Source organism: Gemmatimonas sp. (assembly GCF_044345575.1).
Lineage (GTDB): Bacteria > Gemmatimonadota > Gemmatimonadetes > Gemmatimonadales > Gemmatimonadaceae > Gemmatimonas.
The window spans coordinates 1-7,268 of the sequence record NZ_JBIJAW010000168.1; the positions used below are offsets into that span (position 1 = coordinate 1).

Here is a 7,268-nt window from a genome sequence, read left to right on the forward strand (position 1 = left end):
CACGGACGGGACGGCGGCGAGGAATCGGCCACTCGTGGTGAGCAGGCCGTCGAGTCCCTTGCCGTTGTCCTCCACCACGATTTCGAGGCTGCCCCCCACACGAGCCAGCCGCACCGCGATCGACTGATCGGTGTGGCCGGGGGCGAGGCCGTGCTTGAGCGCGTTCTCCACGAGCGGCTGCAGCAGAAAACTGGGGACCATGAGATCGACGGCATTGGGATCGACATCGATGTCCACCTCGAGGCCGCTGCCGTAGCGCACACGCGCAATCTGCAGGTAGAGCTCCACGAGCTCGATCTCCTGCCATACCGGGATGAGCGACTGCCCTGCCGAGCGGAGCGACAGGCGCAGCAAGTCGCTCACACGAATGAGGGTCCGCTGCGCTTCCTTGACGTCCATCTCCATCAGCTCGGCGACCGAGTTGAGGGCGTTGAACAGGAAGTGTGGATTGAGCTGCATGCGCAGCGCCTCGAGCTGCGTGCGGGCGAGCTTCTGTTCGAGTTCGGCGGCCGCGCGGTCGCGCTCGCGATAGCGGCGGACGAATTCGACCATGTAGGCGACGCCGAGCACCGCCCAGTAGAGCACGACCTGAATGTCGAGATGGTTCACCAGCACGACGCGCAGGGCGAAGGCATAGCTGGTGACCTGGCCCACCGCGCCGAAGACGTGATCAAGCCACGCAATGGCGAGCACGTTGGCGGCGCTGATCACGACGGTCATGCCGATATGTACCGACAGCCACGGCAGTGCTCGCGCGGTGTCGAGCTTCACCCGGTCGATGAGGGTAAGCAGGAGCTGCGACCAGAGTCCCCATAGCATCCACGCGGATCCCTGCCAGAGGAGCGACGTGCCAATGCCGTAGTGCGTCCCTGAGGCGTCGCCGACCACGGTCAACTGCAGCGCCGCGAGGCCGGAGGGGATGACCCAGACGATCGCGAAGAGGATGCGTGTGAGGCGGCGCAGGCGGGCGCCTTCGTCGGCGATGGTCAGTGGCTGTGACGAAGTGGACATGGGTGAGACGAATCGCCGGTGCTGTGTGACGGGGCCACCATGCAACAATGCATGGTCATTTGGGGTTTATCTGGGGTGTGCGGTATGCCATGATGCACCGGCGCGCCCGGGATTGCACGGGGCGCGAACTGGAAAATCGGCGCGTGGCCGCTGCTATTGGGGACAGTCTCATCGACGCCTCGTCGTTACGTCGTACCTCCCGACGTGACCCATCGGCGGGTGTCGATCCGTCAACTGGAGGGGAGAGTCACGAGTGCGAGTTCTGATCGTGGATGACGAGGCGCTGGCGCGCCAGCGTGTACGCCGCTTGCTGCAGAACGAGACCGACGTGGAGATCGTGGGCGAGGCGGAGTCCGGCACAGAGGCGGTCACGATGATTCGTGAACGGCAGCCTGACCTCGTCTGTCTCGATGTGCAGATGCCCGGACTCGACGGTTTCGGCGTGCTGCGCGAAATCGAGGGCGGTCCGGTTCCCATGGTGCTCTTCGTGACGGCGTACGACGAGCATGCGCAGCGGGCTTTCGATGTGCACGCCGTGGACTACGTGCTCAAGCCGGTGGACGGCGAGCGCTTCCGCGCCGCGTTCGACAAGGCGCGCAAGCAGCGTGCGAATGCGGTGGCGGCGGAGCGGCTCGGTGAGTTGCTGGAAACGGTGCGTCGTCTGGCCGATGGTGGGGTGTCCGAGGCGCGCGATGGCGCCACGGCGCTCGCGTCGCTTGCCGGTGCCGCGGCCCCGAGCGCACCAGTCGCCGCGGCCGGCGCGAACGGTCGCTACGCCAGCCGCATTCTGGTGAAGCAGGATGGGCGCATGTTCTTCGTGAAGACCACCGAGATCGATTGGATCGAGGCCGACCGCAACTACGTGCGACTGCATGTCGGCAAGACGGCCCACACGATTCGCGAGCGGATTTCTCATCTCGAGGAAACGCTCGACCCGCGCCTCTTCGCGCGCATTCATCGCTCCACGATCGTGAACCTCAATCGAGTGCGGGAGATGCAGCAGTGGTTCTCGGGTGACTATGTCGTGATTCTCGAGGATGGAACGCGCCTGCGCCTGAGCCGCCACTATCGCGATCGCGTGGAGAAGCAGGTCGGCGTCTGATGGCCACCCGAGCCAGTTGGCGGGCGCACCTCGTGCACTGGCTGGTGGCGGCGCGCATGCGTCCGTATGCGCTGCGCCCCATCGATCCGCAGTGGATCCGGGCCAAGATGGGCCAGCCGCAAAGTGTGCGCTGGTTGTTGGCGAGCAGCACGGGGGCGCGCTTCGGTGTGCGTCCCCCCGAAGGCACGTGGCCGGGAGGCGAGTGGGCCGGGTGTCCCGAGGCTGGCGATGCGGCCCCGACGGTCCTGTACCTCCACGGCGGCGGGTACATCGGGTGCAGCCCGGCAACGCATCGGTCGCTCGTGGGCTCGCTGGTGCAGCGCATCCGTGGGGAAGCGTGGGTGCCGCAGTATCGACTGGCACCCGAGCACCCGTTCCCGGCCGCGCTCGACGATGCGTTGGCGGCTTATCGGTTTCTCCTCGAGGCGCGCGGTGTGTCCCCATCGCGGTTGATCGTGGCGGGGGATTCGGCGGGAGGCGGGCTGGCGCTGGCGCTCGTGCATCGGTTGAAGGCCGATGGTGTCCCCTTGCCGGCCGGCGTGGTGACCTTCAGCCCATGGGCCGATCTAGCCGCAACCGGGGCCTCGCTCGACGAGAACAGCGACCGCTGTTCGATGTTCGCCGGCGACACCATCCGCCGCGCCACGTGCTTCTATCTTGGCAGCGCCGATCCCTACGACCCGCTGGTGTCGCCGCTCTACGGAGAGTTCGCAGGCTTCCCGCCACTCCTCGTGCATGCGAGTCTCGACGAGGTGCTGCGCGATGACGCGATGCGGGTGGCGCAGCGGGCGCGTGACGCTGGCGTCCTCGTGGAAAGCCAGTGGTGGCCCCGGGTGCCACACGTGTGGCAGTTCTTCCCGGCCGTGCTTCCTGAGGCGCGCGAATCGCTGGCGCTCGCTGCGGCCTTCGTGTCCCGCTGTCTGGTGCGATCGGATTTGGGGGCCACACCCGTTACGATCGAACGACCGCGGCCAACGGCGTGACGATTCGTGACGGAGGTCGGGACAGGGCGTCCAGCGGGAGAATATCATGCCCATGTCCGACGATATCTTCCCTCCGTATCGACCGCCCGACTGGTACCCGCTTCAGCGGGCGCTGGCGAGTGTGTTCGGCGTCGCCGCCATCGAGGCCTCCGGGGCCTTCTGGTTCATCGGCTTCGTGCCCGGGCCAGTCGATGTGGGTGAATTGCGCCTGTACGAACACAGCGCCACGAGACGCCCGTTGGCGCTCGATGCCCACGGTGGTGCGTATCGGTGGGTGGACGGACTCGACCGCTACGTCCGGGTGGACGACGAGGAAGCGCTGGTCGAAGCGCTGGTGTAAGCGCAGGTGTAAGCCGATACCTTCGGTATGCCCCCTGACATAACGGGACCGGGCGGCGCTGGTGGCGTCCCGATTCCGCCGTCCGCACCTGTGCGGCCGGCGGCGCCGTCGCGCGCGGTGGTACCGGTGGAACGGGTGGGACCGCGTACGCCGACTGCCTCGCCACTCGGACGCAGTGGGGTCGCGCTCGAGGATCTCCTCTTCGCGCCCGATCTCCTCGAGTCGCGCGAAGCGGCGACGCCGGTCGCCATGGAAATGGGGCTCGAAACGGCCAGGCGCCATCTGCTCCAGCGCCAGCCGGCCGAATCGCTCGCGTCGCTCGATGCGGTGTGGGGGCGGGCCGAAGGCAGTGAAGAAGGGTGGTATCTGCGGGCCGGCGCGCTCACGGTGCTGGGACATCCCCAAGAGGGAGACACCGTCGCGGGCGAGGGGCTCGAGATGCAGCCCCAGTCGCTCGCCCTGCGGCTGGTCCAGTCGGTCGCACGGGCGCTCGTGGGTGACCTCTCGGGGGCACGAGCGGCGTTGTATCCCGCCCTGGATGCCGCACCAGACGATCCGGTACTGCTGGCACAGCAGGCCGTGGTGCTGGCGCGACAGGGACATGCCGACGATGCGGCTGACCTGCTTCAGCAGATCGCCTATACCGCCCCGGACCATCCGGCGCTCGCGTGGGCAAGGGCGACGGTGCGAACCGCCTCGACCGACCGTACCCGCACTGCCGCACGCGTCGTATTGATCGACGACGACATGACGGAGGTGGCGTCGACCGCGAAGCCGCCGGGGCCGCCGGTCCTGCCACTGATCGCGGAGCCGGTGGCAAAGCCGGTGGCAGAGCCGGTGGCGGAGCCAGTGGAAGAGCCCGTCGCGGCGCCTACGGCAGCGCCGATGCCGGAGTCCGGCGATGAGTTGGTGGAGGCCGTCATCAGCGGCACGCCGCACACGGAAAGCGGGGACCTCGTCGCCACGGCCTTCCGCGAGCTCGGCGGCGCTCTGCGCACCCTCCCCGACGATACGCTCATGAATGCGGCCCGCACGCTACTGCGTGCCTGCTCGGCCGGTGGGACGCTGGCCGCGGCCTGTACGCCTGGGGAAGCGCACGCGGCCAGGCAGGTCCTGGCCGCGCTGCTGCTCGCGGTGCGCCCCGAGGGCGTCGGGGCCGCGATCCCGGGTATCGAGGCCTCGCCACTCTCCTCGCTCATGACGCAGCTGCTGCCCGTGTTGCGTGACTCCACCGCCGTCGACACGGCGCGCAGCACCGCTGATGCCGAGCGCCTCCTGCGCCGGCTCGGTCCATCAGTGCCGCCGGAGGTACGTCGCGTGCTGGCCGTGCTCGTGGAAGGGGCGGACGGCAATACGCGTCGGCTGGAGACCGAGGGGGCGGTCGGGGCGCTCTTTCCGGACGAGACGGAGCTTGGGCCGCTCGTCCCGATCCGTCTTGGGCTGTCCCTGCTCGCGGAAACCTCGGCCACGCGGGCGCTCGAGCGCCGGCAGGAAGTCATGGGTGGGAGTGTTGTCGTCCCGCCCGGTCTTCCCGTTGGGGCCGTGTTCATTCCCTCGGTGGACATACGGCGCGACGACCCGTTCGTCGGCGAACTCTCCGGGATCGGTTGGGGAGCGGCCGCGGCCGCGGGTGAGGCCACCGACGGCGCGCGTGCCCCGCGCCCCAACGGGGCGAGCGCCGCGTTCCCCGCGATCCTGCTGGTGGCCGCCGCCGTGGGAGCAGCACTCAATGGCGCCGGCACGATTGCCGTGTTGCTCGGAGGCGCCGGCCTGTGGCTCGCGCTGCGTCGTCGCGACTGACGATCCCGAAACGGTTAGATTGCTTGGCTGCGCCGGACCGACCCGTGGGGGCGGTGGGGGCGCGTGGGCCTGACCGACATTCCCGATCAAACCATGGCTTCGTCCACTTCTGCGCCGGTTACGGCGTTTCTGCGTCACAACTACCGTCACTTCAACGCCGCGGCGCTGATCGATGCGGCCGACGCCTACATCAGCCACCTCGATAAGGGCGGCAAGATGATGGTGACGCTCGCGGGGGCGATGAGCACCGCCGAGCTGGGGATCTCGCTCGCCGAGATGATCCGTCAGGACAAGGTGCACATGATCACGTGCACGGGCGCGAATCTCGAAGAGGACATCTACAACCTCGTCGCGCACGATCACTACGCGCGCGTCCCCAACTACCGCGATCTCACGCCTGAAGACGAGCAGAAGTTGCTCGACCAGCATTTCAATCGCGTGACCGACACGTGCATCCCCGAAGCGGAAGCGATTCGCCGCATCGAGAAGGCCGTGCTCGAGGAGTGGCAGGCGGCCGACCGCGCGGGCGAGCGCTACTTCCCGCACGAGTTCATGTACCGCATCCTGAACAGCGGGAAGCTCAAGGAGTTCTACCAGATCGACCCGAAGGACTCGTGGATGGTGGCCGCGGCCGAGAAGAACATCCCGATCATCGTGCCGGGCTGGGAAGACAGCACCAACGGCAACATCTACGCGGGCCACTGCATGGAAGGGGACATCAAGAATGTCCACACCGTGAAGAGCGGCATCGAGTACATGATGTATCTCGCCGATCTGTACACGCAGATGACCAAGAACACGTCGATTGGATTCTTCCAGATCGGCGGTGGTATCGCGGGTGACTTCCCGATCTGTGTCGTGCCCATGCTGCATCAGGATCTCGGGCGCACCGAAGTGCCGCTGTGGGGCTACTTCTGCCAGATCAGCGATTCGACCACGTCGTACGGTTCGTACTCGGGCGCGGTGCCTAACGAGAAGATCACGTGGGGCAAGCTGGCCATCGATACGCCGAAGTTCATCATCGAGTCGGACGCCAGCATCGTGGCGCCGCTCGTGTTCGCGATCGTCCTCGGCCAGTAACGGACGGTCGATCAGGGCAGGGAATCGGCGGCGACGACCTTCGGGACACGCAGCTGCTGCCCCACTTTCAGTTCATCCTGCTCGAGCCGATTCAATTGACGCAGTACGTCGGGGCTGGTGCGAAATCGTCGCGCCAGCCCCGTCAGCGTTTCGCCCCGGCGCACAACGTACGGCACGTACTCTTCGGCACGGCGCGGCGCCTCGCGCACGCGCTGGTCCACCTGCTCGAGCTCGCGTGTCGCGACACCGCGCGCCGCTGCACTCGCCTCGGCCACGCGTCGGGCCTCGTTCCACGCCTCGTCGTCCACCAGGAAGTCCACGGCCATACCCGGCGTTCGCAACACGAGCCCGCGTTGGCGCCCCCACAACAGGGTGCGCGGTTCCAGCGTAAAGGCGGCGTCGTACGGGTAGCTCTCCACCAGCAGCTCCAGCGGTCCATCGTCACGCGGACGCAGCAACGGTGTGGGTGGCGCCCCCACGTACAGGAGACGCCGGTCGGTGGCCACCACGACGCCGAACGACTCGCGCCACATGTCGGTCCAGCGTCGTTGGGATGCGAATGCCTGCGAGACCACGCGCTCGCCGGGTTGCATCATGGCCGAGACTTCGTTGAGCGCGGCATCGCGCGCTACTCTGCGTGCGCCGATGGGCGGGACGATGGCCGCGGCGGCCACCAGCGCGGCCGTCCCCAGCAGCGCGGTGGTCGAGGTGAGCCCCACGAGGACGCGCACCCACAGCGATCGGGGTTTCCGCGCCGGCGGTGTGCCGACAACGAGCCATTCCTTCGTGGTGCGCACCGAGGTCATGGCGGGAAGTTAGGGGGCTGCGGCGGCCCGAGGGACCCTTCCCACCGGCATTAACGTGCCCGCATGACGAGTTTCTCCACGTTGCGCGGCGTCGCGGTGACCGGCACCGGCAGTGCCTTCCCGGCCCGGCTGGTCACCAACGCCGA

General features: G+C 67.7%; 7 protein-coding genes. 5 read left to right on the forward strand and 2 right to left on the reverse strand.

The window, feature by feature from the left end:
* The coding region (locus ACIQ6O_RS10600) for a sensor histidine kinase (protein ID WP_396207758.1) at positions 1–1,011 on the reverse strand (1,011 nt) is incomplete at its 3' end.
* A gap of 253 nt (positions 1,012–1,264) precedes the next feature.
* Between ACIQ6O_RS10600 and ACIQ6O_RS10605 the strand changes: the two genes are divergently transcribed.
* From ACIQ6O_RS10605 to ACIQ6O_RS10625, 5 genes are all read left to right on the forward strand, one after another.
* A complete protein-coding gene (locus ACIQ6O_RS10605) occupies positions 1,265–2,113 on the forward strand; it encodes a LytR/AlgR family response regulator transcription factor (RefSeq protein WP_396207759.1) in 849 nt (282 codons plus the stop codon).
* Positions 2,113–3,096, forward strand: a complete 984-nt coding sequence (locus ACIQ6O_RS10610; RefSeq protein WP_396207760.1) for an alpha/beta hydrolase — start codon at positions 2,113–2,115, stop codon at positions 3,094–3,096. Before ACIQ6O_RS10605 ends, ACIQ6O_RS10610 begins: the two co-directional genes overlap by 1 nt.
* 46 nt (positions 3,097–3,142) lie before the next feature.
* On the forward strand, positions 3,143–3,436 hold the full coding sequence (locus ACIQ6O_RS10615) for a hypothetical protein (protein WP_396207761.1): 294 nt from the start codon (positions 3,143–3,145) through the stop codon (positions 3,434–3,436).
* 27 nt (positions 3,437–3,463) lie between these two features.
* Positions 3,464–5,236, forward strand: a complete 1,773-nt coding sequence (locus ACIQ6O_RS10620; protein WP_396207762.1) for a hypothetical protein — start codon at positions 3,464–3,466, stop codon at positions 5,234–5,236.
* A 93-nt stretch (positions 5,237–5,329) separates the two neighbouring features.
* Entirely contained in the window at positions 5,330–6,316 is a 987-nt protein-coding gene (locus ACIQ6O_RS10625; RefSeq protein WP_396207763.1) for a deoxyhypusine synthase family protein, read from the forward strand.
* A gap of 11 nt (positions 6,317–6,327) precedes the next feature.
* Here the strand turns inward: ACIQ6O_RS10625 and ACIQ6O_RS10630 are convergent, their stop codons facing one another.
* Positions 6,328–7,122 carry a LysM peptidoglycan-binding domain-containing protein gene (locus ACIQ6O_RS10630; protein ID WP_396207764.1) on the reverse strand — a complete coding sequence of 265 codons (795 nt, stop codon included), beginning with the start codon at positions 7,120–7,122 and terminating at the stop codon, positions 6,328–6,330.
* Positions 7,123–7,268 lie beyond the last annotated feature (146 nt).

Bases quoted from the DNA above. Each gene is read 5' to 3' on its own strand.
- ACIQ6O_RS10610 (WP_396207760.1), top strand. From the start codon at position 2,113: ATGGCCACCCGAGCCAGTTGGCGGGCGCACCTCGTGCACTGGCTGGTG.
- ACIQ6O_RS10615 (WP_396207761.1), top strand. From the start codon at position 3,143: ATGCCCATGTCCGACGATATCTTCCCTCCGTATCGACCGCCCGACTGG.
- ACIQ6O_RS10620 (WP_396207762.1), top strand. From the start codon at position 3,464: ATGCCCCCTGACATAACGGGACCGGGCGGCGCTGGTGGCGTCCCGATT.
- ACIQ6O_RS10625 (WP_396207763.1), top strand. From the start codon at position 5,330: ATGGCTTCGTCCACTTCTGCGCCGGTTACGGCGTTTCTGCGTCACAAC.
- ACIQ6O_RS10630 (WP_396207764.1), bottom strand. From the start codon at position 7,122: ATGACCTCGGTGCGCACCACGAAGGAATGGCTCGTTGTCGGCACACCG.